Source organism: Paraburkholderia sacchari (assembly GCF_000785435.2).
Lineage (GTDB): Bacteria > Pseudomonadota > Gammaproteobacteria > Burkholderiales > Burkholderiaceae > Paraburkholderia > Paraburkholderia sacchari.
This window is the reverse complement of record NZ_JTDB02000001.1, coordinates 538977-562026: the sequence shown is the minus strand read 5'-3', so window position 1 is coordinate 562026 and position 23050 is coordinate 538977. Positions and strand designations below refer to the sequence as shown.

General features: G+C 67.0%; 15 protein-coding genes. 7 read left to right on the top strand and 8 right to left on the bottom strand.

Features of this window, described 5'->3' with window-relative positions; translation table 11 throughout:
* Nucleotides 1-30: 30 nt before the first annotated feature.
* On the bottom strand, nt 31-1263 hold the full coding sequence (locus NH14_RS02515) for an extracellular catalytic domain type 1 short-chain-length polyhydroxyalkanoate depolymerase (protein ID WP_052148381.1): 1233 nt from the start codon (nt 1261-1263) through the stop codon (nt 31-33).
* Between the two features lie 273 nt (nt 1264-1536).
* On the opposite strand from NH14_RS02515, the gene NH14_RS02510 reads away from it, so the two are divergent.
* On the top strand, nt 1537-2247 hold the full coding sequence (locus NH14_RS02510) for a phosphatase PAP2 family protein (protein ID WP_035531348.1): 711 nt from the start codon (nt 1537-1539) through the stop codon (nt 2245-2247).
* A 61-nt stretch (nt 2248-2308) separates the two neighbouring features.
* Here the strand turns inward: NH14_RS02510 and NH14_RS02505 are convergent, their stop codons facing one another.
* Both NH14_RS02505 and NH14_RS02500 read right to left on the bottom strand, forming a co-directional pair.
* Nucleotides 2309-3244 (bottom strand): TOBE domain-containing protein, encoded by a 936-nt coding sequence (locus tag NH14_RS02505; RefSeq protein WP_084225816.1) that lies wholly within the window; start codon nt 3242-3244, stop codon nt 2309-2311.
* 101 nt (nt 3245-3345) lie between these two features.
* The gene (locus NH14_RS02500; RefSeq protein WP_052148380.1) at nt 3346-4938 is read right to left on the bottom strand and encodes a CHAD domain-containing protein; all 1593 of its coding nucleotides are present in this window, start codon (nt 4936-4938) and stop codon (nt 3346-3348) included.
* 266 nt (nt 4939-5204) lie between these two features.
* Here NH14_RS02500 and NH14_RS02495 point away from each other — a divergent pair, with 266 nt between their 5' ends.
* Together NH14_RS02495 and ppk2 are read left to right on the top strand one after the other, a co-directional pair.
* Nucleotides 5205-5423: an HP1242/YdcH family protein gene (locus tag NH14_RS02495; RefSeq protein ID WP_035531345.1), complete on the top strand. Its 219-nt coding sequence runs from the start codon at nt 5205-5207 to the stop codon at nt 5421-5423.
* Between the two features lie 70 nt (nt 5424-5493).
* Complete coding sequence (gene ppk2 / locus NH14_RS02490) at nt 5494-6621, top strand: polyphosphate kinase 2 (RefSeq protein ID WP_084225815.1); 1128 nt, start codon at nt 5494-5496, stop codon at nt 6619-6621.
* A gap of 6 nt (nt 6622-6627) precedes the next feature.
* Here ppk2 and NH14_RS02485 read toward each other — a convergent pair whose 3' ends face one another.
* Nucleotides 6628-7011 (bottom strand): tautomerase family protein, encoded by a 384-nt coding sequence (locus NH14_RS02485; RefSeq protein ID WP_035531343.1) that lies wholly within the window; start codon nt 7009-7011, stop codon nt 6628-6630.
* A gap of 118 nt (nt 7012-7129) precedes the next feature.
* On the opposite strand from NH14_RS02485, the gene NH14_RS02480 reads away from it, so the two are divergent.
* A complete protein-coding gene (locus NH14_RS02480) occupies nt 7130-8017 on the top strand; it encodes a LysR family transcriptional regulator (RefSeq protein WP_035531341.1) in 888 nt (295 codons plus the stop codon).
* 658 nt (nt 8018-8675) lie between these two features.
* On the opposite strand, the gene NH14_RS02475 is transcribed toward NH14_RS02480, so the two are convergent.
* The 4 genes from NH14_RS02475 to NH14_RS02460 form a co-directional block, all read right to left on the bottom strand.
* The gene (locus NH14_RS02475; protein WP_035531468.1) at nt 8676-9419 is read right to left on the bottom strand and encodes a metallophosphoesterase; all 744 of its coding nucleotides are present in this window, start codon (nt 9417-9419) and stop codon (nt 8676-8678) included.
* A 94-nt stretch (nt 9420-9513) separates the two neighbouring features.
* Nucleotides 9514-10926, bottom strand: coding sequence for a c-type cytochrome (locus NH14_RS02470; protein WP_084225814.1), 1413 nt, complete (start codon nt 10924-10926; stop codon nt 9514-9516).
* Nucleotides 10927-10967: 41 nt separating this feature from the next.
* On the bottom strand, nt 10968-12572 hold the full coding sequence (locus tag NH14_RS02465) for a GMC family oxidoreductase (RefSeq protein ID WP_035531340.1): 1605 nt from the start codon (nt 12570-12572) through the stop codon (nt 10968-10970).
* Between the two features lie 16 nt (nt 12573-12588).
* Nucleotides 12589-13287, bottom strand: a complete 699-nt coding sequence (locus NH14_RS02460) for a sugar dehydrogenase complex small subunit (protein WP_084225813.1) — start codon at nt 13285-13287, stop codon at nt 12589-12591.
* A gap of 482 nt (nt 13288-13769) precedes the next feature.
* On the opposite strand from NH14_RS02460, the gene NH14_RS02455 reads away from it, so the two are divergent.
* Genes NH14_RS02455 through glgB form a run of 3 tightly spaced genes read left to right on the top strand, consistent with a single transcriptional unit; the run spans nt 13770 to nt 23000 of the window.
* Nucleotides 13770-17306, top strand: a complete 3537-nt coding sequence (locus NH14_RS02455) for a maltotransferase domain-containing protein (protein WP_084225812.1) — start codon at nt 13770-13772, stop codon at nt 17304-17306.
* On the top strand, nt 17303-20785 hold the full coding sequence (gene treS / locus NH14_RS02450; RefSeq protein ID WP_035531337.1) for a maltose alpha-D-glucosyltransferase: 3483 nt from the start codon (nt 17303-17305) through the stop codon (nt 20783-20785). Before NH14_RS02455 ends, treS begins: the two co-directional genes overlap by 4 nt.
* Nucleotides 20778-23000: a 1,4-alpha-glucan branching protein GlgB gene (gene glgB, locus NH14_RS02445; RefSeq protein WP_035531334.1), complete on the top strand. Its 2223-nt coding sequence runs from the start codon at nt 20778-20780 to the stop codon at nt 22998-23000. Before treS ends, glgB begins: the two co-directional genes overlap by 8 nt.
* Nucleotides 23001-23050: the final 50 nt, after the last annotated feature.

Sequence of the window (23050 nt, the reverse complement as noted above, 5' to 3'; positions counted from 1 at the left end):
AACCCCTATCCCGCTGTACGGATGGCGCGCTCAGCCCACGCCCACGGCCAGTTCGCCGCCAAAAGCGTCGTCGACCGCTTCGCGCCGCTGATTTTCGAAGAATTCCCAAATCATCGCGCTGGCGTCCGGCCCGGTCGCGGAGTGGAACGGCACCGCGTCGTCGCCGCCGCTCCATGCATGGTCCAGCGCGCCCACGCGGCACAGGCGCACCACGCTTGCGCCGTCACGCGCGAAGCTTTGAACCGTATAACCCTCGCCGTCGTGCTCGTGCGAAACCACGCCCTTGCGCACGCCCTGGGAATCGGCGAGACCGTTCAGACGCAGAAACTGCGTCGCGAGTTGCTCCGCGTTGACGGGCGCGACCACCGCATCGGCGTCGCCATGCACGATGAGCGCCGGCATACCGGAATGCGCACGGCCCGCCAATGCGCGTTCTACAAGTGTCACCGGGTCATGATGTAGACCGCGCCGCATGACGTCGAGCGCCGCAACACCCGAGTGCGCCTCGCCAAATGCCGGCCCCGAATGGAGCGCGACTGCCGCGAAGCGGCCCGGCGCATGCACCGCCAGCATCGAAGCCAGGCCCGCACCCGCCGAAAGTCCGGCCAGATAGACGCGCGAGCGATCGAAACCGTGCTCCTGCACGAGCGCGTCGACGAGCGAAACGATCGCCGCGGCCTCACCGCCGCCCGCCGGCTGGCGCGCGTCGTACCAGTGCCAGCACTGGTGCGGATGCGCCTGCATCGATTGCTCTGGATAGGCCACCGCAAAGCCGTGCTTGTCCGCGAGCAGGTTCATGCGGGTGCCTTCGGCAAACGAATCCATCGTTTGCTTGCAGCCATGCAGCATCACGACGAGCGGCATATCGGCGGTGGGCCAGTCCGGCGGCACGTAGAGCCCATAGGCGAGTGCGCGCGATGCGCCCGGCGCCAGATGCTCGGCGCGCAGCCATTCGCCTGCCGTCCAGGCGGCGGCGCGCGGCCCCACTCGCGACTCGCGCATCGGCGGACCGCTGCGCGGGGCGGGCGTCCGCACATCTTCCGCCTCATGCCCCTCGCTAGCGGCAGGCGCAGTTGCGGTGGCTGCCGCGGTGGCTGCTGCTGCGGCGGCCTGCGCAACGGCGGTCTTGGCGTTCCGCCACATGGCCTGCGCCTCGGGAGCACGGCGGCCGGCCTCGCGCAGTGCTACGTGAGCAACGCGATTCTGGATGGCGAGCAGACGCTGCATGCCACCCGCCCACAGCTTCGTCAGATTTTTCGTCATCAGTGGCCTCATGAAAGGGGGTCGAATACACCGAAGCACAGGCCACGGCGCTCTCCATTGTGCGACGCACAATAACATCAATCATCGAGCGCTGCTGTTACGAAATCGGGTTCCTGTAACGAATTTCAACCGGGTGGCCACGCACGGCCTGTCGCATTAATCGGCCCCGAACACCGCTATACTGGAAGATCCGACGATGCTCCTGGCGCCCATCTGGACGCCCGGGCGCCAGTCAAACGATGCTTTTGGAACGCGCCCCAGCGGCGCCAAGTCATGCCTGATTTACCGCTCCACCTCTGGTATTCGATAACCAACCTCGGCAGTGCGGGCCTCACGCTGCCGCTCGCGCTCGCCATCGCGCTTTGGCTCCTGATGGGCTATTCCTGGCGCATGGCAGCAAGCTGGCTGCTGCTGCTAGGCGCGGCAATTTGTCTCGTTACGCTCACCAAGATCGCCTTTCTCGGCTGGGGCGTCGGTGTGCGGTCGTACGATTTCACGGGCCTGAGCGGACACGCCATGCTGTCCACGGCCGTCTATCCGGTGGCGTTTTTCCTGATGCTGCAAGGCGTACGGCCCATGATGCGCGCCGCAGGCGTCGTCATCGGGCTGGCCATCGGTATCGCAGTCGGATGCTCGCGCGTCGTGCTCGACGCGCATTCACCTTCGGAAGCCGTCACGGGCTGCATCGTAGGTGCGCTCACGGCGCTCGTGTTCGTGCGCTACTGGTGGGAGGCGCAATCGGGCCGGCTCTCGGCGGCCGTGGTCGCGCTCAGCCTCGCGGCGCTTACCTTTGGCTTGCACGACGTGCGCGTGCCCACCCACCGTTGGGTGACGCATCTCGCGCTTACCGTTTCGGGGCACGATCAGCCATATATCCGCGCCAAGTGGAAGGCCAACCGGCCGGGGCACAAGCCCGGCACTATCCCCGCGCCGGTTTCGCAAACCCGCAACACGCTCGCGCCCGCGCGCCACCAGCACGCTTGAATCCGCGCGTTCGGGGTGCCGCGATGCCCCTCGCGTACGCCCACCATGCTGACCGCGCCGGTCAGCCGCCTACCCCAAGCAGCACGCTCGACGCCTTGAACACCGCCGTCGCGCTCGCCCCCGCTACGAGGCCGAGCGCATCGACGCTCGCATCGGTCACCACGGCGGCAATTACCGTGCCGCCCGGCAACTCCAGCACGACCTCCGCATTGACCTCGCCGCGGCGCACGCCGCTCACCACGCCGCTCAAGCGGTTGCGCGCGGAAAGCCGCGCGGCGTAATCCGATGATGAATGCGCCCCGCCCGCCACCAGCACAACCGACGAGGCCTTCACGAGCGCCACCACCGCCCCGCCCACGGCAAGCCCCAGCGCCTCGGCGCTTTCGCGCGTGACGACGGCAACAAGCTGCTGCCCGCCAGGCAGCGCGATCGAGACTTCGTCGTTGACGGCCCCGCGCGCGAGAGCCGTGATGGCGCCGTAGAGCTGATTGCGCGCGCTCGTACGCAGTGCGAAGCGTCCGAGCACGGCGAGATCGTTGCCGAGGCTGCCTGCCGTATCCGCGTCGGCTTCCCCGTGCGCTTCGCCGCCGAGTGCGCGGACCGCCGCGGCGGCGCTTTCGAGAAAGTGCCGATGCTCGCGCTCGATCGCGCCGAACGTGGCGATGAGGCGTTGCGCGCGCGGCGTGAGCGTGGTCCCGCCGCCGCCCTTGCCGCCCGTCGCGCGCACCACTAGCGGTTCACCAGCGAGATTGTTCATGGCGTCGATGGCATCCCATGCGCCCTTGTAGCTCATGCCGACCGCCTTGGCGGCGCCGGTGATCGAGCCGGTTTCGCGAATCGCCGCCAGCAGCGCGATGCGGGCCGCGCCGCCCAGCACCTGCGGACCGGCCTGAAACCAGACCGAGCCGCCCACGCCCAGCGAAGCCGCTTCCGCGCTGGCGCTTTGATCGGCAACGGTCACGCCGCGCGGGGAAGAAGTCGAGGAGGGAGTCGTCATCGGGCAGTGCCTGGGTGGAGTGCAAACGATGACGTCGATTATAGAGAGGGGGACGCGCGAAATACGCCGTGCGTCGCGTTCAAGCCCGATTCAAGCTCGCTTCAAACCGCGCGCGTGATTTTCGGCGGATGCAGTTCGCGCAGGAGCCGTTCGCCCTCTTTCGCCGTATAACGCTTCATCGCCTCGCACCAGCCGCGTGCGAAACCGAGCTGATAGGGCTCCGCATCCATGCGCTCGAGATAGCGCAATGCCACGGCGGCGTCGTTGCCGTCGCCCAGCACGCCTTGAAGGCGCACCAGCGTGCGCACCGTGTCCTCGCGTGTGCGGCGCGAGGCAATGGGGGCGAAAAATTCGAGCGTGTAACGCAGATATTTCGCGTTGATCCGCACACGATGGCGGCCCGCATCGTCGATGGCGGTGAGCTTTTGCGCCTGAGCAAGTTGCTGATAATAGTGGCGCACACGTTTGTTAGCATGCCGATGCAAAGCGCGCGCGTCGGTGCCGTCGGCACGCACCCTGCGTGCGAGCGCATCCAGCCATTGCAGCCATGCGAGCGCGACATGCGCATAACGCGGCGCCGCCAAGGCCTCGCGCAACCGCGCGCGGGCCACGAGCCGCTGCGCCTCGGCCTCGTCGAGCACAGCGCGCCAGCGCGCGGGGTCGTCGTCGGCGGCGGCGAGCGCGGGCAGCGTGGCTTCGACGAACACATCGCGGTCGCGCGCCTCGCCAAGCAGCCCGCCGAACCAATCGAGCTCGGGCTTGATGCGCTCGCACCACGTCTTATCCTGCCAATGCGAAAAGATCCGCATGGCGGTGCGCAGGCGCCGTTGCGCCACCCGCATCTGATGAATGAATTCCGTGCTCACTGCGTTTGCCTTGGCTGTCGAGTCGCGCACGCCCCAGTCGTTGCCGAACCAGTGCGCGCTGATGTTCGCGCCGATCGCCACCAGCGCCGCGCCGGCGGTGCACGCGCTGCCCAGATCGACCGGCTCTGCGCGCACCGCACAAGCGTCGCCAGCCACGCTGCCGGCCGCCGCGCGTTCGAGCGCATCGCTCAGGCGCACAAACGCGGGTAACGCCCCGGCCAGTTCGTGCGCGCAGGCGAACAGCGCGTCGATGAGCGGCTCGGCGTCTTCGCCCTCGGGCCACGGCACGCTCACGCGCAGTTCGTGCAGGCACCCGCCCGCATCGTGCAGCGCCCCGACATCGGCATCGAGCACGATCTCCACATCGACGCCATCGCGCGGCCACTGCCAGCGGCTGCGCATCGCCGACAGCGACGCCGACTGCTCGAGCGGCCCAGCTGCCGCGAGCACCTCGCGAAATGGCTCGGGCGCGGCATCGAATAGCTCGGTATCAAGACCGTTGGCGTACAGACACGCCGTGAATATCGGCTCGACGACGACGATGCCCGGCGTCCATGGGCGCCGGCTGGAAACGACGACACACTGCGCGGCGCCGCACGTCTCGACGCCGATGCGCCAGCCCGCCCGCGCAAGCGCGCCGGCCCGGTCGAACATCACGGTCGCGACCGGCTCGCCCGCGTCGTCGGTTTCAGACACGAGCTGCGGCAAAACCGCACGCATGGTCACAGCGAAATCGGATGGAATCTGCCCGGGCGGAGCGACGGCCTCGGTCGAGGCTTGCGGCGTGACGCTCACGACATCCAGCACGATTTCCAGTACGCGGCTCATGAACGCTCCGAGGGATCAGAGGGGCGGCAGAAAGCGGTGAAAACGGCAAAGACTTGGGGTGAAACCGATCTGAAACGGCGTGAACAGCGCTGGCAATAATGAGATCGCTGCATCCGATAGTACACGCACGATCGCACCAGCGCTCTCGGGACCCTCCCCAACCCACTTGGTCCGAATGACGACGATCAAAACCGTGGCGAGGCGGAAGTGGAAGAATAAATACTTGCACATCGCCCGGTGTGTCGTACTTCTGTAAGGAGTGTTGAGTGTTCCCAGAATTCAGAGACCTGATCTCGCGCCTCAAAACGAACGACGATCATTTCGCTCGGCTTTTCCATCGTCACAACGACCTGGATCAGCAGATCAAGAACATGGAAGCGGGCATCGTCCCCGCGAACGGCATGGCCATCGAGCAACTCAAGAAAGAGAAGCTGCAGCTCAAGGATTCGCTCTACCAGATCCTGCGCAAGGCCGAAAGCGTCTAAGCACCGGCGCCGTGGCATCCCTCAGCCACGGCCCAGCCGCCGTAGCAATAAAGTAGCGAAAACCACTCACATGCCCAAGATGGTCACTCCCCCTGCCACGCCGAATCCCTCGCCCGACACTCAAACCTCGCTTGACGAGCACGATACGGCCGCATGTCGGCCCGAGCTCACCGCGCGCAGCGCCGAGTTGCACGCCGTCAACAACGCTGTCGAAGCAGCCACGGAGGTCATCGCCGGCGCAATGCATGATCTCGTCGCGGCGAACGGTGCGGTGCGGGGCGAATCCCCCGCTTCGCTGTTCGATTCGGTCGCCGCACTCATGAAAGGCCTGTCACCCGATGAAGCCGCGCAATTGCGCAGCCTCATCCTCGAAGGCAATCCGTCGGACTGGCGCAAGACGCGCTCGCACCATCCCGACGAAGAGCTTGCAGCGGGCTGGCGCGACGGCGACTATCCCTACCGCAACCTGATGTCGCGGCGCGCCTACGAGCGGCAGAAATACCGGCTGCAGGTCGAGTTGCTCAAGCTTCAGGCGTGGGTACGCGAGACCGGGCAGCGCGTGGTCATCCTCTTCGAGGGGCGCGACGCCGCGGGCAAGGGCGGCACGATCAAGCGCTTCATGGAGCACCTGAACCCGCGCGGCGCGCGCGTGGTGGCGCTGGAGAAACCCACCGAGGTCGAGCGCGGCCAGTGGTACTTCCAGCGTTATGTGCAGCACCTGCCTTCGGCGGGCGAAATCGTGCTGTTCGATCGCTCCTGGTATAACCGCGCGGGCGTCGAGCGCGTCATGGGCTTTTGCACGCCCGATGAGTACGCGGAATTCATGCAGCAGGCACCGGAGTTCGAGCGCCAGTTGATCCGCAGCGGCATTCACCTCATCAAGTTCTGGTTCTCGGTGAGCTGCGCCGAGCAGCGCCGGCGCTTCAAGGAGCGCCGCGCGCATCCGCTCAAACAGTGGAAGCTGAGCCCCGTCGATCTCGCCTCGCTCGACAAATGGGACGAATACACCCAGGCCAAAGAGGCCATGTTCTCGCAGACCGATACCGCCGACGCGCCGTGGACCGTGGTGCGCTCCGATTGCAAGAAGCGTGCACGGCTGAACGCCATGCGCTACGTTCTGCACAAGCTGCCTTATGCGCGCCGCGATGCGGCCGCGATCGGTCCCATCGACCCGCTGCTGGTAAGCCGCGCGCTTTGAGCGGGTTCAGGTCGCGTACTGGGCGATTCCATTGCCGAACGACCAGTTCTCGCGCGCGACATCCACGAGATTGACAAACACATCCTCGCGCCGTACGCCCGGGTCGCGCGCGAGGTTTTCGGCGATCTGCGCGAATAGCGCCTTCTTCTGATCCTGCCCGCGCGTATTGCTCACGGCGATCTGAATCATCACGAGGTCGTCGCTGCGTTCGATGCCGAGGTAGTGCCGTCCAAAGACGAAATTGTCGGTATCGTGTTCGGTGACGATCATGAACTGGTCGTCCTCTGGCGCCTTGAACACTTCCATGAGCGCGAGATGCACGCCCTGCATGAGCGCTTTTCGATAGGCAGCGGGCTTGCCCGCGCGTACGGCGATTCGGGTGAATGGCATGTCGAGCTCCTTCAGCGTGGGTGGGATGACCCGTGATTGATGGGCCATGACAAGAGCTTAGGTCTGCCCTATCATAATAAAAAGATATCACTGGATATTTCATTCATTTTCATTTGAAATGAAACCGCTCGATCTCGATGCCGTGCGCGCGTTCGTGCTGGTCGCCGAACTGCATAGCTTCACGCGCGCCGCCGATGCGCTCGACACCACCCAATCCGCCGTGAGCCTCAAGCTCAAGCGGCTCGAAGCCCATCTCGGCCGGCAGTTGCTCGAACGCACGCCGCGCGTCGTGCGGCTCTCACCGGATGGGCGCGCCTTTCTCGGCGCGGCGCGCGAGTTGCTCGGCGCGCATGAGCGCGCGCTCGGCACACTCGCGGGCGACTCGCGGCGTCTCTCGCTGGGGTTGAGCGAGCATGTCGCCGACGCGCAGCTCGCCCGCCAGCTCGCGCTCCTGCGCGATCACGATCCGGGGCTCGTGATCGCGCTGCATCTCGGGCTCTCGGCGCAGTTGCTCAAGCAGTTCGACGAGCGCCGGCTCGACGCCGTGATCGTGCGTCAGGAAGCTGGCTATGAAACGGGCTATGAAGCGGGCTATGAAGCCGAAGAAGCTTCGCGCGGCGATACACGCCGGCTCTTCGACGAGCCGCTGGTCTGGCTCGCCGCGCCCGAATGGCGCTGGGAGCCGGGCACGCCGCTGCCGCTCGCGCTGCTCGCGGGGCCATGCGCGGTCCGCGCGGCAGCGATCGGTGCGCTCGATACGGCAGGCATCGAATGGCAGGAAGTGTTCGTGGGCGGCGGCGTGGCAGCAGTGGGCGCGGCGCTGGAGGCGGGGCTTGCCGTATCCGCGCTCGCCCGGCGCGTGGCGCCGCGCGGGCTCGTCGATGTCGGCGCGAAGCACGCGCTGCCGCCCTTGCCATCCTCGCGAGTCATGCTGCATTCGCGCGTGCGCGAGTCGCGTTCGGCCGCAACGCTGCAGTTGCTTGCGTCGAGTCTTGGTGCCGTTTGAGGGGTGCCGCGGGGGAATAAAGGCCGGGCTGGCCGCGTGAATCAGCTCAGAATCGGCGGAAGTTCGTGCGGCTGCGGGATCGCGCGCCGCGACTGGGCTGAGGGCACGTCGACCATCAGCTTGTGATTCGACGCCGGATGCGCCACAGCGGGCCTGGCCTGTGTCGCCGATCTGGACGGATGCGCACGAGCGCTACTCGCCTGTTGCGAGGTCCCCGGTGCACGATGGGCCGCCGACTTCGTCCCGGTTTTGCCATGAGGCCGTGCATGGGCTGACCCTTGCGCAGTCTTCGTGGGCTTCGTTGACTTGCTGGAATGCGCGGATCGCGCCGTGTGTAACGCGCTCGCAGCACCCTTCGCGTGCTTCGCGCCATGCCGCGCCCCTGTCCCGGCCGGCTTCGCGGCCTGCCCGCGCGCCGTCGCGCCGCCGCCCGCGCCGCCGTGCTGCGTCACCGCTGGCGCGACGGCCCATGCCATCGACGTCGATATCCACCATGCCGCGACCATCACTGCCACTGCCCGCACGCCGTCTCCTCCCTCGAATAACCGTTCCGGTCCCGCCTGGATCGGCCCGCGATTATATCGAACCAAAATTGGCAAAAATCCTGCACGAAAGGAGAACGGAAAGCCACGCTCGGGAAACCGGCAGCGGCAAGCCTTCAAGGCAGCGACAGCGCGGCCGCGCCCATCGCGCGCGCTGCCTGCACGGAGATCGACCAGTGCCGGGGCGTGAGCGCCTCGACCATCGTGAGACGCCCTTCGGGAATGAACGCGCCGGTGTCGATGAACATCTGCGAGCCAATCTGGCGCGGCTCCCGCATTGGGGTGTGCCCGCAGTACGTGAGCGACAGCGCGGCATGCGGCTGCGGCGGCTGCATGGCCGCGTTCAGCGCCAGCTCGCGCCCCCACAGCATGCGCTCGCGCACATCGGCATCGAACTGGCCGGCGTCGAGCGCGGCGTCGTCGCCGAAGAATTCCGCGTGCAGCACGTTAAAGCGCGTCGCGCCCTCACCCACCACGCGCGCGAGCGGCAGTTCGCGCAGCCGCTGCGCGTGCGCGGCCAGCACGTGGTCGGGCAGCCCCTGGGCCCAGCCCCCGCCGATGCCGTACCAGCGGAACCGCGCGAGCCGCCCTTGCGCGACGGCGCACAGCATGTCCTCGTGATTGCCGAGCACGGCGTAAAACCAGGGCTTGTCGAGCAGCGCGAGCGCTTCCTCGCACTGTTCGCCACGATCGACGAGATCGCCCACCGAGAACAGGCGGTCGCGCGTGCCGTCGAACCCGACTTTGTGGAGCAGATAGCGCAAGGCGTCCACGCAACCATGCAGGTCGCCGATCACGAAATCGCGACCGGCCGCATTGGCTGCGTGATGCTGGACGACAGGAGCGAGAGTGGGTGTCATCGCTTCATCATAGCGCTGCGTTTCCACAACGTATGCGCGGCAATGATCGTTTCGCGAGCGGTTTTCGCGTAGCCGCGGTAACGGTGGCTGCGCGTCATTGCGGCTGCGCGCGCAGCGCCGCCACCTCGTCGGGCGTAATGCTCGCCCGCGGGTCGCCGAACTGCTTCGTCACGTAGTTCGCAATCGCCGCGACCTGGTCGTTGCTCAGCTCGCTGCCGAATGCCGGCATCAGCACGTCGGCGTCCCTGGTCTGGCGTCGCACGCCGTGCAGGATCGTCATCGTCAGGTTGCCTGGGCTCGGCGCGCCAGTCACGCTGTTGTGGATGAGCGACGGATAGGCGATCGGCGCGCTCGCGCCCACGCCCGCGCCGCTCCAGTGGTGGCAACTCGCGCAGTTCGCCACGAATAGCTGCGCCCCGTTCACGCTCGTGATGGTGGCGCCGCGCAGCGCGGTGACGTCGTCGTTGGCGGGCGAGCCGTACGAATCGCGCGAGCGCGTCACGCCGCCCGCCACCGGCCGTTGCCCGCGCAAATAAGCGGTGATCGAGCGCTGGTCCTCGGCGCTCAGGTACTGCGTGGAGTTCTGCACGACCTCGGCCATCGGCCCGGCGGCGTTCGCGTGGCCGGCGGCCACGCCGGTGACGAGGTAGCTCATGAGCGCCTCCTTGCTCCAGCCGCCGATGCCAGCCGCTCGGTCCGGCGTGATGTTGTACGCCTGCCAGCCCGCCTGCGTCGCCCCCGAGAAGCGCTCGCCCGTTTTCAGGCCCTGCATGAAATTGCGCGGTGTGTGGCACTCCTCGCAATGCGCGAGCCCCTCGACCAGATAAGCGCCCCGGTTGTATTCGGCGCTCTTTTTCGGATCGGGTACGAAGCGGCCTTCGTCGAAATTGAACAGATTCCAGAACATCAGCAGCCAGCGCTGGTTGAACGGGAACCTCAGCTCGTTGGCGGGCGGCTTGTAACGGATCGGCGCGAGCGTGTTCAGGTACGTGCGGATCGCAAGCACGTCCTGCTCCGTCACGCGCGTGAACTCCACATAGGGAAACGCGGGATAGAGCCGCTCGCCGGCCTTGCCCACGCCCTCGTGCATCGCGCGCATGAAATCGGAGTCGCTCCATTGGCCGATGCCGGTATCGGGGTCGGGCGTGATGTTGGGCGTGTAGAGCTTGCCAAACGGCGTGCTGATCGCGCGGCCGCCCGCGAAGGGCCGGCTCGGGTCTGCGGTGTGGCACGCGGCGCAATCGCCCATGCGTGCGAGGTATTCGCCGCGCTTGACGAGTTCCGGGCGCGCCGCGGCGTCGTCGAGGGCTGCCGGGCCTTCGCCGCGCGCGGCCGGCAGCAGCATTTCGTCGACGGGGTGCGTCTCGCCGTCGTGCGCGGCGTGCCACGCCACGTAGAGCGCGAACGCGCAGAACAGCATCGCTGCCAGCGTGGCGCGCGTGCGTTGGGCCCGCTGGATGCGCTGCGCGTGGTGGGTGCCATCGGTGGGAGGCTTGCTTGCGTTCATCGTCGGTTTCTGTCGCTTCACAGCTCGTCTTACAGCTCGTCTTACAGCTCGCCGCGCAGCTTGTCGGCCAGCTTGAGCGCCAGCGCGGCAATGGTCAGCGTGCAATTCACAGAGGCGGCAGCCGGCATCACCGCGCTGCCGGCAATGAACAGGTTCGAATGGTCGTGCGTGCGGCAGTCGGCGTCGACGACCGAATCGGCCGGGTTCGCGCCCATGATCGTCGTGCCCATGATGTGATTGTTGGGCGCGAAGGTGTCGTCGAAAGCGACCTCCGTGCCGCCGAAAAGCTCGGCGATCTTCGCGTAGAGATCGTGTGTGTCGGCGGCGCTCTTCTTCACGTAGTCGTTGATCGAGTAATGGATCTCGGGCTGTGGAATGCCGAGCGCGTCCTTGCGCTCGCTCGATGGCAGCACGCGGTTTTGCGGCTCGGGCAAATGCTCGTGGAAGCTGTTGATGGTCAGCGTGCGCGCGGCGCGCTCGCGGATCTCGCGATCGAGTTCCGCGCCCGTCACGCCGTTGTTGATGAGCGCGGCGGTCACGGCCGGCGTGGCCACGCCGTTCGAGAGATGCAGTTTCTTGGCGGCGTACTCGGACCGGAATGCGCCGTCGCGGAAGTTCACCACCGAGGTCATCTCCATCGGCCCGCGCCCCGGCCACAGCGGCTCGTTGGCGAGGAACGCGACGCCCGTGCCCGGATGATCCATGAGGTTGCGGCCTACCTGGTCCGAACGGTTGCCGATGCCGTGCGCGAACGCGTCGCTTGTCGACATCAGCATGAGCTTGGGCGTCTCGATGCCGTTGGCGGCCAGCACGAAAAACTTGCCCGTCACGCGCGTACTGTTGCCGTGCGGGTCCTTGTAATGCACGGCCGTGATGAGGCCTTTGTTGTCGGCCTCGATGCGGTACACCACCGCCTCCGCGATGAGCCGCGCGCCCGCGCGCTCGGCCTTGTCGGCGTGCACGATGCCGCCGTACATCGCCGCGATCGGGCAGATCGGCATGCAATTGTTGTTGCCGCAGCAAGTCGGGCGCGCATCGTATGGGCGGCTGTTGCGCGCAACGGGCTCGGGCACCACGTGAAAGCCGTTGGCATTGAGGACGTCGCTAAAGCGCTGATCCATGTACGAGAGCGGCAGCATGTCCATCGGATAGGGCTTCGAGCGCGGCGAGCCGAGGTCGTGCCGCGCCGGGTCCGGGCCCGAGACGCCCAGTTCGATTTCGGCGGCCAGATACCACGGCTCGAGCGTCTCGTACGGATATGGCCAGTCGCGGCCCACGCCGTACTGCGTCTTCAGGCGAAAGTCGGCGGGCAAAAGACGCCAGGCCGCTGCCGCCCAGTGCCAGGTGGTGCCGCCCACGAGCCGCAAGTATTGCGCGTTGTATGGATAGTCGCCCTTCTGCACGAGGTAGCCGTTGGGCGGCGAGTACTGCGGATGCGGCGCATAAGGCATCGACGCATACGGCGCCGCGAAGTCGGCCTTGGCCGGCGAGTTGCGGAAGTTCTCGACGATCTGCCAGCGCGCAAGACGCGGCCCCGCTTCGAGCAGGATCACCGATGCGCCGGCTTGCGCCATCTGGTACGCAACCAGACTGCCCGCCACACCGGAGCCGACCACGACCACGTCGGCAGAATGCTTGATCGCCATTGTCGTCCCTCGTCGCCTACGGCCTGGCCGCCGTCGATGCCGATGTCGTGGACAACGCAGCCATCGTGGCTGCCGGCATGTCCGCGGGCTTCGTTGTCCAGTAGAACGGCACGTCGCGGCAATACGACGGAATCGTCAGCACATCGCTGACCGGATCGAACATCAACGCTTTCTCGTAGGCCAGCACCTGCGCCTTCGGCATGTCGCCCACGAGCCCGAGATACCACGCGCGCATGATCTCGCCGACGGTCGTTGCGAGTTCCGGCCGATCGGTCTTGAGCGCAGCCGTGACGATGTCCGAAGGCACGCCGCCGTGCCCCTTGATCCACGTGTTGAGCGCGCCGACGTTCTGCTCGAACGTGCTGTTCGCGCGCGCGAGCGCGGCGTAGATGCGCTGGCCGAGCACGGCGTCAAAGCGCGTGCGGCCGGTGAGGCGCTGGGAGAGTGCGATGAAGGCTTCGTAGCCGCTGTTCGCGGGCGCGCCACCGGCGGCGCTGGCTGCGCTGGCCGCGCTGGCAGAATTGGCGGCCGATGCATCGGCAATGCCGAATGCGTATTGCGCGCCACGCCGGCCGGCCAATGCGAAAGCAAGCGTCGCGGCGGCAGCGCACGCCCCCGTCACGAACCGGCGACGGCCCGGACGTGCGACGTGCTGATCGCGCGATGCACGCGCATGGGGAAAATGAGTGGTCCCGTCCTGCGTCACATCGGTCATGGATACTCCAGACGAAGGGTCTACCCCAAGCGAGCGGGGTTACACACTTGCCGCCAATACCGGCGACGATGCATACGGGAAAAGTTTGTAATCTTGTCCAGGTTGCGCGCGTCGAACGGCGCTCCGCACGAAAAATGCAGAGGACGCGCTGCGCCTGAAATATAGCGTTTCCTGCCCCGATTCGACAAACCGTGCGTTGCGATGCCCGGCATAACACGCGCTCGACGAACCTGCGTGGTGGCCGGCAACCGGTCGAACGGCGGCCTCGGGCATACGCCTTGCTGCATCTCCCCCGTGCCTGGTTCCCGGCGATGTTTCTGCCTGGCGCCTGTTTGGCTCCGGCCGGCTCTTGCACTACTCTGAACAGGGCGTACCACTCGCATGGCTTGTGCGGTGCGCTCCGGCAGCCCACGGGCAACGTGATCGCAACCGCTATTACATCGGCCTTGCATCCACGTCGCCCGACGAACTGGATAAGACCGATGGAAGCTCCCCACGCCTATGCGCCGCGGATCTATTTCGTTCATTCCGTCCTCGTCGGAGCACTCGACGCGTGGCCCGCGCAATTCGCGCACGCGGCCTCGCTCGGCTTCGACCACGTCCTGATAGGCGCATTGTTCGCGCCGGGCATCGCAACATCGGGCGCCACGGGCGACGACCGCGTCGTCGCCGATCACACACGCCTGCATCCCGCCTTCGGCACGCAAGAGCCCATGGACGAGACCTTGCGCCTGCTCGCGTCCGCCGCGCGCTCGCGCGGCATCACGCTGCTCGCCGACCTCACGCTCGACCGCACGGCTGCCCACGGCGCGCTCCACGCGGAGCATCCCGAATGGTTCCATCCGTTCGAGCCCGAGGACGCGCGGCTCGACCCGCGCCACGGCCATCGCGACGCCAACGTCGCCTATGCCGACTTCGCGCACGCGGGCGCGCCGCTCGCGATATGGTGGACGCAGCTCGCGAGCCGTCTCGCCGATGCGGGCATCGGCGGCTTTCGCATCGATTCGCCGCATCGCGTGCCGGCCAACGTGCTGCGCGCGATCTTCGACGCGGTGCGCGCGAGCCATCCGCAAACGCGCTGGCTCGCGGCCACGCCGGGCCTTGCGCGCGATGATCTCGCGCGGCTCGAGCACGCTGGCTTCGACGCCGCGTTCACGTCGCTGCGCTGGTGGGATTTTTCGTCGAGCTGGCTCGTCGAGGAACACGCGGTCGTGCAGCGCGTGGGCTCGCCCATCGCGTTTCCCGAGGCGCCGTACGGCCCGCGCCTCATTCACGATTTGCGCGAACACGGCGCGGCATTGGACCTGCGCACCGTCGAGCGCGCCTGCCGCCGCATGCTGCGCGCGGCGGCGGCGACGGGAACCGGCTGGCTCGTGCCGATGGGCTTCGAATACGGTATCGACGAAACGATCGGCCACGACACGCAAACGCACGACGCGCACGCATGGGAAGCCGCGAAAACGCGTGCGCCGCTCGACCTCAGCGCCGATATCGCGCACGCCAACGCATTGCAGCGCGAAACGTGGACGCTCCAGACCAACGGCGAACTGCGCGCGCTCAACGGTCCCGGCGCGCCCGTGGCCGCGCTGCTGCGCGGCGACCACGCCGACCTGCGCGAGTCCGGCGAAGCGCTGCTCACGCTCGTCAATCCTTCGCTCGATGCGCCCGTGCGCGTGAACATGGCGCATCTGCTCGACGGCGTACCCGGCGGCTTCACGCGCTTCACTCCGCTCGACGCACAAACGCTGCGCGGCGAGCGCCCGAGCGCAAGCGCACTTCGCGACGCGAGCGCCGTGCCCGAAACCTTCACGCTGCCCGCAGGCGCGTGCTGGATGTTTGGCGCGCTGGCGAGTCCGATGGTCACGCTCGCACCGCCCGAGGACCTCGCGAAGTCGCCCACGAGCGGTCACAAGAGCGTGCTCGAAGCGATCGCTGCGCCGCGCATCGCCATCGAAAGCGTGGAGCCTTCGGTCGATCATGGCCGCTTCGTCGCGAAGCGCGTGGTAGGCGAGCGCTGCGAAGTGCGCGCGGCGATCTTTGCCGAGGGTCACGATCGCATCGACGCCGCCGTCCTCTGGCGCGCCGCCGACGAGACCGCGTGGCACGAAGCGCCGATGACGCCGATGCAGCCCGCCGGCACCGACCTGTGGAGCGGCCACTTTCCGCTCGAACGCGTGGGACGCTATGAATTCGTCGTAATCGCGTGGCGCGACGACTTCGCTTCGCTCGTCGATCATCTGCTGAAGAAGCGCGCGGTGCATCAGCCCGTCGACCTCGAACTCGAAGAAGCGAGCCGCCTGCTCGCACTCGTGCTCGCGACGGCGCGAACCTCGGGCGAGGACGAGCCAAGCGGCCCCACGCACGCACACGATGCACTCGAGGCGCTCGTGAAGCGCTTCGTAAGCGCCGACACAGAACCGCGCTGCGCTCTGCTAGCCGCGCCCGCCACGGCCGCCGCCGTGCGCGCGGCCCGGCATCGCCCGTTCCTCACGCGCGACGCGCAGGTGCAGCGCGTGGACGCCGAACGCGGCGCAGCGCGCTACGCGAGCTGGTACGAGATCTTCCCGCGCTCGATGAGCGACGACGAAACGCGCCACGGCACCTTCGACGATGTGATCGCGAAGATGCCGCGCATCCGCGACATGGGCTTCGACGTGCTGTACTTCCCGCCCATCCATCCGATCGGTCTTGCCAACCGCAAGGGCCGCAACAACTCGCTCACCGCGCAGCCCGGCGACGTGGGCAGCCCCTACGCGATCGGCGCGGCCGAAGGCGGCCACACTGCCGTGCATCCGCAGCTTGGCACGCTCGACGACTTCCGCCGCATGGTGAGCGCCGCGCATCGGAACGGCCTTGAAATCGCGCTCGATTTCGCGATTCAGTGCTCGCCCGATCATCCGTGGCTCAAGGCGCACCCGGGCTGGTTCGCGTGGCGGCCCGACGGCACGCTGCGCTATGCCGAGAATCCGCCGAAGAAATACCAGGACATCGTGAACCCCGAGTTCTATGCGCACGACGCGAAGCCCGACCTCTGGCTCGCGCTGCGCGATGCGATCCTGTTCTGGGTGAACCACGGCGTGCGCATCTTCCGCGTCGACAATCCGCACACCAAGCCGCTGCCGTTCTGGGAATGGATGATCGCCGACGTGCGCGCGCGCCACCCCGACGTGATCTTTCTCTCCGAGGCCTTCACACGCCCGCGCCTGATGTACCGGCTCGCCAAGATCGGTTTTTCGCAGTCGTACACGTACTTCACGTGGCGCGAGTCCAAGCGCGATTTCATCGACTACCTCACCGAGCTCACGCAGACCGCGGTGCGCGACTTCTACCGGCCCAACTTCTTCGTCAACACGCCCGACATCAACCCGCGCTATCTGCAAAGCGGCGCGCGTTCGAGCCACCTGATCCGCGCGGCGCTGGCCTCGCTGCTCTCTGGCCTGTGGGGCGCCTATAGCGGCTTCGAACTCTGCGAAGCGCGCGCATTACCCAACAGCGAAGAATATCTGGACTCCGAAAAATACCAGCTGCGTGCGTGGGACTGGAACCGGCCCGGCAACATCGTTCCGGAGATCACCGCGCTCAACCGCATCCGCCGCGCGAATCCCGCGCTGCAGACGCACTTGGGCATCACCTTCCTGACCACACACAGCGAAGCCATGCTGTGCTTCGAGAAAGCCACGCCCGCGCGCGATAACGTGGTCGTAGTGGCGATCAATCTCGACCCCCACGCCGAGCAAGGCGCCGACTTCGAACTTTCGTGGGCGACCTTCCAGCACTGGAAGATCGACGATCGCGCGCGCCTGGCCGTGGTCGACGAAATCACGGGCGAGCGCTTCGAATGGCAAGGCCGCTGGCAGCATGTGCGGCTCGATCCGCACGCGCGGCCATTCGCGATCTGGCGCATCGCGCCCTTCGACGGACTGCCGCGCGAAACCGCAACCTTGGAAACCGCGGACGAGCCGCATATCGAAGGTCACCCCGAACTGGACCAGGACTTCCCGCCCGGAGGAGCGACATGAAACGCGATCCCGCCTCCCACGAGACACCGCCGCACGCAGAAGCCCCGCTCACGCACGATTCGACGGCCACCGAGGCCGACGTTCATGCGGACCACGAGCGCCATGGCACGCAAAAGCGCGGCAAGCCCTCGCAGCTTTCCGACGATCCGCTCTGGTACAAGGACGCGATCATCTATCAGGTGCATGTGAAGTCGTTCTACGACTCGAACAATGACGGCGTTGGCGACTTCCCGGGCCTGCTCGCGAAGCTCGACTACATCGCAGGCCTCGGCGTGACGGCGATCTGGCTGCTGCCGTTCTATCCTTCGCCGCGCCGCGACGACGGCTACGACATCGCCGACTACCGCAACGTGCACTCCGACTACGGCCAGCTCGCCGACGTGCGCCGCTTCATTCAGGAAGCGCACGCGCGCGGCATCCGCGTGATTACCGAGCTCGTCATCAATCACACCTCGGACCAGCACCCGTGGTTCCAGCGCGCGCGGCGCGCGAAGCCCGGCTCGAACCATCGCAACTACTACGTGTGGTCGGACACCGATCAGAAGTACCAGGGAACCCGCATCATCTTCATCGACACCGAGCCGTCGAACTGGACCCACGACCCCGTCGCGGGCGCGTACTACTGGCACCGCTTCTATTCGCACCAGCCGGACCTCAACTTCGACAACCCGGCCGTGCTGCGCGAAGTGCTGCACGTAATGCGCTTCTGGCTCGACATGGGCATCGACGGGCTGCGCCTCGACGCCGTGCCCTACCTTGTCGAGCGCGAAGGCACCAACAACGAGAACCTGCCCGAAACGCACGCGGTCCTCAAGCAGATTCGCGCGACCATCGACGAGCATTACCCCAACCGCATGCTGCTGGCCGAGGCGAACCAGTGGCCCGAGGACGTGCAGGAGTACTTCGGCCAGGAAGACGAATGCCACATGGCGTTCCACTTCCCGCTGATGCCGCGCCTGTATATGGCGATTGCGAGCGAAGACCGCTTCCCGATCATCGACATCATGAAGCAGACGCCGGATTTGTTACCGAGCTGCCAGTGGGCCGTGTTCCTGCGCAATCACGACGAGCTCACGCTCGAAATGGTTACGGACTCCGAACGGGACTATCTCTGGAACACCTATGCGAGCGACCGGCGCGCGCGCCTGAATCTCGGCATCCGGCGGCGCCTCGCGCCGCTCATGGAGCGCGACCGCCGCCGCATCGAGCTCATCAACTCGCTGCTGCTCTCGATGCCGGGCACGCCCGTGATCTATTACGGCGATGAGCTCGGCATGGGCGACAACATTCACCTCGGCGACCGCGACGGCGTGCGCACGCCGATGCAGTGGTCGTCGGACCGCAACGGCGGCTTCTCGCGCGCCGACCCCGAGCAATTGGTGCTGCCGCCGCTGATGGGCTCGCTCTACGGCTACGACGCGATCAACGTGGAGGCGCAAACGCGCGACCCGCATTCGCTGCTCAACTGGACGCGGCGCATGCTCGCCACGCGCCGCGCGAACCAGGCGTTCGGGCGCGGTTCGATCCGCTTCCTTCGCCCCGCCAATCGCAAGATTCTTGCGTATCTGCGCGAGACGCCGGGCGAACCCGCGATCCTGTGCGTGGCGAATCTCTCGCGCGCGCCGCAAGCGGTCGAGCTCGATCTCTCCGAATTCGCGGGCGCGGCGCCCGTGGAGATGACCGCCGATTCGGTGTTCCCGCCCGTCGGCCAGTTGCCGTATCTGCTCACGTTCCCGCCCTACGGCTTCCTGTGGTTCCTGCTGTGCCCAGGCGATCAGCGGCCCTCGTGGAGCCAGCCGACTTCCGAGCAGTTGCCCGAATTCGTGACGGTCGTGATTCGCGAAGGCCAGACCGGGGCCACACCCGAGAACGTGCGCCTGCTCGAATCCGAGGTGCTGCCCTCATGGCTCTCGCGGCGGCGCTGGTTCGCCTCGAAGGACAAGGCGCTGCGCGGCGTGCGGCTCGCCGCGCTCACGACCATCCACGGCGCGGGCTTCGCCTTCACCGAGATCGAAGCCGAACTCGCCGACGGCACCAGCGAGCGCTACGTGCTGCCCATCGCCATCACGTGGGGCACGGACATCACCACGCCGCTGCATATCCAGCTCGCGCTCTCGCGCGTGCGGCGCGGGCGCACGATCGGCTATCTCACCGACGCGTTCTCGCTGCCATGGTTCGCCCACGGCGTGCTGCGCAAGCTGCGCGAGCGCGCGGCCGTGCCCACGGTGCAGGGCAGCACGATCCGCTTCGAACCCACCGACCGTCTCGACGAGATCGATCTGGGCGAAGCACCCGAAGTGCGCTGGCTCGCCGCCGAGCAGAGCAACAGCTCGCTGATCGTGGCCGAAACCATCGTGCTCAAGCTCGTGCGCCGCCTGATCGCGGGCGTGCATCCCGAAGCGGAAATGAGCCGTTACCTCACCAAGCACGGCTACGCGAACACCGCGCCGCTCTACGGAGAAGTGGTGCGCGTGGACCCGCAGGGCGTGCCGCATACGCTCGCGATCCTGCAAGGCTATATCGACAACCAGGGCAATGCGTGGGACTGGGCGCTCGATTATCTGCGCCGTACCGTCGACGACCTTGCGCTCGCCGCCGACGACGGCGACACCGGCGACCAGGCGCACGAAGAAGAGGTGATGCAGAACTACGCGTCGGTGATCGGCGCGATCGGCAAACGTCTGGGCGAACTGCACGCGGTGCTCGCCACGCCTGGCGACGACGCTGCTTTCACGCCCGAAGCCGCGACGCGCGACGACGTAGGACTATGGATCGCCGATACGAAAAAGATGCTGGCCGAGGCACTCGACATCGTGGCGCAGCACACCGGCGAGAACGTTCGCACGCTCGACGACGACACGCGCGAACTCGCCCGCAGACTCGTCGAGCGCCGCGACTTGCTGATGGCAAAGCTCGACGAGTTGGTGCCGCTCGACGCCTCGACCTTGCGCATCCGCATTCACGGCGACTTCCATCTGGGCCAAGTGCTGATCTCTCAAGGCGATGCGTACCTGATCGACTTCGAAGGCGAGCCCGCGCGCTCGCTCGAATACCGGCGTGCGAAGCAGTGCGCGCTGCGCGACGTCGCGGGCCTGCTGCGCTCGCTCTCCTACGCGGGCGCGGCGGCCCAGTCGACCACGGAAAGCGCCCCGCAGCGGATTGCCGAACGCAAGCACGCGCTGTTCGAACGTTTTCGCAACCACGCGGCCGAGACCTTCCTGAGCCAGTATCGCGCGGCCGCTTCGCAAGCCCCGCTCGCGCTCGTGAGCGCCACCCACGAGCAGGCGCTGCTCGACCTGTTCCTGATCGAGAAGGCGGCCTACGAAATCCGCTATGAGGCGGCCAACCGGCCCAGCTGGCTCGCGTTGCCGATCCGCGGGCTTGCTGCGATTGCGAACCGCGTGCTCGACCTGGCGCCCACCCAGGCGCCTACGAGCACGCCAACGCACCCGCACGCTGGAGGAAGCGGACATGGCTGAACGCAACCCTGACGCCGGCCTGCAGCAGCACGACATCGACGCGCTCCTCGGAGGCCGCCATGCCGATCCGTTCGCGGTGCTCGGTCTGCATTGGATCGATGGCGCGCCGTACGTGCGAGCGTGGCTGCCGAACGCGGCGCAGGTGCGCGTGCTCGCGCGCGACCGCGCGCAGACCCTTGCCGAACTCGCGCTCGTGCATCCCGCGGGGCTCTTTGCCGGACCGCTCTCGCAGGCTGTGCCGTACCGGCTTGAAATCAACTGGCACGGCGTCACGCATGAAACAGAGGATCCCTACTCATTCGGCCCGCAGCTTTCACCGGATGCGCTGCATCGGCTCGCCGACGGCGACCCCTACGCGGTGCTCGAATGCCTGGGCGCGCGGCCGCTCGTCTGCGAGGGCGTGCCCGGCGTGCGCTTCGCAGTCTGGGCGCCAAATGCGCGGCGCGTCTCCGTGGTGGGCGACTTCGACGCATGGGACGGCCGCCGCCATCCGATGCGGCTGCGCCACGAAGCCGGCGTATGGGAACTGTTCATTCCGCGCATCGCCGCCGGCGCGCGCTACAAGTACGAGATCCTCGGCGCGCGCGGCGAAGTGCTGCCGCTGAAGGCCGATCCGTGCGCGTTCCAGACCGAAGCGCCGCCCGCCACGGCTTCGGTGGTCGCGCCGGTGGACGCGCTCGACGATTTCGCGTGGCGCGACGGCGAATGGTTGCAAACACGCGCGCAAAAGCAGAGCACGCGCGCGGCCATGTCGATCTATGAAGTGCACGCGCCCTCGTGGCTCCCCACCCATGGCGCGGATGCGCCCACCCCCGCGCCCGACTGGCAGGCGCTCGCAGAGCGCCTGATTCCCTACGCGCAAGGCATGGGTTTCACGCATCTCGAACTGCTGCCCATCGCCGAGCACCCGTTCGGCGGCTCGTGGGGCTATCAGCCGCTGTCGCAATTCGCGCCCACGGCGCGCCTCGGCTCGCCGCTCGACTTCGCGGCCTTCGTGGACCGCGCGCACGAAGCCGGACTCGGCGTGATCCTCGACTGGGTGCCCGCGCATTTCCCGAACGACGCGCACGGCCTGATCGACTTCGACGGCACCGCGCTCTACGAGCACTCGGACCCGCGCGAGGGCTATCACCCCGACTGGAACACGATGATCTACAACCTCGGCCGCCGCGAGGTGAGCGCGTTCCTGATCGCCTCGGGGCTCGCGTGGCTGATGCGCTATCACGTCGACGGCCTGCGCGTCGATGCCGTGGCCTCGATGCTCTACCGCGACTATTCGCGCGCGCCCGGCGAATGGGTGCCGAACGTCCATGGCGGCCGCGAGAATCTCGAATCGATCGCCTTCCTCAAGCGCCTCAATCACGAAACGCAGTACGTGCCGCAGCGCCCCGGCGTGATCACCATCGCCGAGGAATCGACGGCCTGGCCAGGCGTGACCGCGCGCCCCGAGGACGGCGGCCTCGGCTTCCAGTTCAAGTGGAACATGGGCTGGATGCACGACACGCTCCATTACATGCACGAAGACCCGGTGTACCGGCGCTATCGCCATCTCGAGATGACCTTTGCGATGGTCTACGCGTGGTCCGAGCGCTTCGTGCTGCCGCTCTCGCATGACGAAGTCGTGCACGGCAAGGGATCGCTGCTCGGCAAGATGCCGGGTGACCGCTGGCAGCGCTTTGCGAACCTGCGCGCGTACTTCGGCTTCATGTGGGCGCACCCGGGCAAGAAGCTGCTGTTCATGGGCAGCGAGTTCGGGCAGATGGCGGAGTTCGATCACGACGGCACGCCGCACTGGGACCTGCTCGACGAACCGCTGCATCGCGGCGTGCAAACGCTGGTGCGCGACCTCAACCGGCTCTACGCGGACGAACCCGCGCTCCACATGCTCGACACGGATCCGGGCGGCTTCGAATGGCTCGTCTCCGACGACACCGAAAACAGCGTGCTCGCGTGGCGGCGCGTGGACGGCTCGGGCCGCGAGATCGTGGTGGTGTGCAACTTCACACCGGTACCGCGCCTCGGCTACCGGATCGGCATGCCGCAGCCCGGCGAATGGGAGGAAGTGCTCAACACCGACGCCAGCGTCTACGGCGGCTCGAACATGGGCAACGGGGGCCTCGTGTGCACAGAGCCCGTGCAAAGCCATGGCAAGCCGCAATCGGCGACGTTCGTACTGCCGCCGCTCGGCACGCTGATACTGCGCCTGCGCCGATGACGATTCGCACACGCCGCGTCCGCCAAAAATCCATCAGGAATCCGATGCAA

Coding starts and splice junctions, on each gene's coding strand:
- NH14_RS02510 (WP_035531348.1), top strand. CDS start 1,537: ATGCCTGATTTACCGCTCCACCTCTGGTATTCGATAACCAACCTCGGC.
- NH14_RS02480 (WP_035531341.1), top strand. CDS start 7,130: ATGAAACCGCTCGATCTCGATGCCGTGCGCGCGTTCGTGCTGGTCGCC.
- NH14_RS02465 (WP_035531340.1), bottom strand. CDS start 12,572: ATGGCGATCAAGCATTCTGCCGACGTGGTCGTGGTCGGCTCCGGTGTG.
- NH14_RS02470 (WP_084225814.1), bottom strand. CDS start 10,926: ATGAACGCAAGCAAGCCTCCCACCGATGGCACCCACCACGCGCAGCGC.
- NH14_RS02500 (WP_052148380.1), bottom strand. CDS start 4,938: ATGAGCCGCGTACTGGAAATCGTGCTGGATGTCGTGAGCGTCACGCCG.
- glgB (WP_035531334.1), top strand. CDS start 20,778: ATGGCTGAACGCAACCCTGACGCCGGCCTGCAGCAGCACGACATCGAC.
- NH14_RS02460 (WP_084225813.1), bottom strand. CDS start 13,287: ATGACCGATGTGACGCAGGACGGGACCACTCATTTTCCCCATGCGCGT.
- NH14_RS02515 (WP_052148381.1), bottom strand. CDS start 1,263: ATGACGAAAAATCTGACGAAGCTGTGGGCGGGTGGCATGCAGCGTCTG.
- ppk2 (WP_084225815.1), top strand. CDS start 5,494: ATGCCCAAGATGGTCACTCCCCCTGCCACGCCGAATCCCTCGCCCGAC.
- NH14_RS02485 (WP_035531343.1), bottom strand. CDS start 7,011: ATGCCATTCACCCGAATCGCCGTACGCGCGGGCAAGCCCGCTGCCTAT.
- NH14_RS02455 (WP_084225812.1), top strand. CDS start 13,770: ATGGAAGCTCCCCACGCCTATGCGCCGCGGATCTATTTCGTTCATTCC.
- treS (WP_035531337.1), top strand. CDS start 17,303: ATGAAACGCGATCCCGCCTCCCACGAGACACCGCCGCACGCAGAAGCC.
- NH14_RS02505 (WP_084225816.1), bottom strand. CDS start 3,244: ATGACGACTCCCTCCTCGACTTCTTCCCCGCGCGGCGTGACCGTTGCC.
- NH14_RS02475 (WP_035531468.1), bottom strand. CDS start 9,419: ATGACACCCACTCTCGCTCCTGTCGTCCAGCATCACGCAGCCAATGCG.